Raw genomic sequence first — 1,478 nt, 5'->3', positions numbered from 1 at the left:
AAAAGGTAAGGTAGAGCGTTTTAACCGTTTGGTGGATTCCTTTCTGAGTGAAGTGGCACTAGAAAAACCGAATACACTGGAGCGATTGAACGAACTGTTTCAAGTATGGCTAAGCGAGTGTTATCAGACAAAGCCACACTCTGCCCTTGGAAAAAAAACAAGCCCTGAATCTGCCTTCCGGAGTGACCGAAAAGCCCTTCGTTTTGTTGACCCTGATACGTTAGCTAACGCCTTTCTACATTGCGAGACCAGGAAAGTAGATAAATCAGGATGTATCAGTTTCATGGATCAAAAATACGAGGTTGGGTTATCTTTTATCGGCTGTAAAGTGGATGTGGTGTACGATCCTGCGGATCTAGAGGAACTTACCATCGAGTATGAAGGACATTCTCCATGGAAAGCCCGTAAATTGGTCATTGGTGAAAGAGCTGGCCAACGGCCAGCTATGCCTTCGCATCTTCAGGCACAGCAAGCTGACAGATCCAGGCTGTTACACGCAGCAGAGCAGAAGCACCAGGAACGTAGGAAAGAACAAGTACCTGCGGTTGCCTTCCGTGCAATATGGAAGGAGGAAGGAGACAATGTTTGAGACGTTTTACGGAATGGAAGCCACTCCTTTTTCACGGGATATACCACCAGAAAAGCTGTATGATTCCCCTTCTGTGCGTGAAATTCTTGGAAGGCTTAAATACGCTGCTGAACGTCAACTGTTTGCGGTATTAACAGGTGATTGTGGTACAGGCAAAACAACCACGATTCGTCGATTTGTGGATCGCCTGGACGGCGGAAAATTTAAGGTGCTTTATTTGTCCGATTCGAAACTGACTCCACGCCATTTTTATAAAGGAATGTTGGAACAGTTGGGTTCAGAAGCGAAATTTTACAGAGGAGATGCCAAACGGCAGCTGCATCGGGAAATTGAATTAATGAGAGGAATCCACGGTATCCAGCCTATCGTAGTGGTGGATGAAGCCCACCTGTTGGATCGTGAGATGCTTGAAGAAGTGAGGTTCCTGCTTACTTTCAAAATGGATGCCCAAAGCCCGATGGCTCTCATTTTAGTGGGACAGAGCGAATTGTGGGATCGCCTTCGTTTACAGTCTTTTACCGCAATTCGGCAGAGGATCGATATCCAATGCAGGCTGGGCCACTTTGATCGTGCGCAGGTAGGCGAGTATGTAACAAAGCATCTTCAATATGCCGGAGTTAGTCAGCAAATATTCTCTGATGGAGCGATCGATGAAATACATCGTTTTTCTGGAGGAGCCGCAAGGCTGATTAACAAGCTGTGCACGCACTGTTTACTTTATGGAGCACAGAACGGGCATCGCATCATAGATGACCATATGGTCAAACGGGTGGTTGAGGGAGAATTGTCATGATTCTCCCTTTCTTTCAAATAAGATTTGGACAAGATTTCCGTCAAAGCTCGGACAACAAACGCCGTCAAGTTATGGACAATATAGTATGTCATTAAC

The 1,478-nt window shown here is 45.9% G+C and carries 2 protein-coding genes; both read left to right on the top strand.

Features of this window, described 5'->3' with window-relative positions:
* Positions 1-589 (top strand): Mu transposase C-terminal domain-containing protein (locus ADA01nite_RS21620; protein WP_174760637.1); only part of this gene is annotated, 589 nt, incomplete at its 5' end.
* Positions 582-1,382 (top strand): ExeA family protein, encoded by an 801-nt coding sequence (locus ADA01nite_RS21615; RefSeq protein ID WP_146812486.1) that lies wholly within the window; start codon positions 582-584, stop codon positions 1,380-1,382. The genes ADA01nite_RS21620 and ADA01nite_RS21615, both read left to right, overlap by 8 nt.
* The last annotated feature ends 96 nt before the right edge of the window (positions 1,383-1,478 follow it).

Origin of the sequence: Aneurinibacillus danicus, from assembly GCF_007991215.1 — a bacterium.
In the GTDB taxonomy this organism is placed as follows: domain Bacteria; phylum Bacillota; class Bacilli; order Aneurinibacillales; family Aneurinibacillaceae; genus Aneurinibacillus; species Aneurinibacillus danicus.
This window is presented reverse-complemented; position numbering and strand designations above follow the sequence as displayed.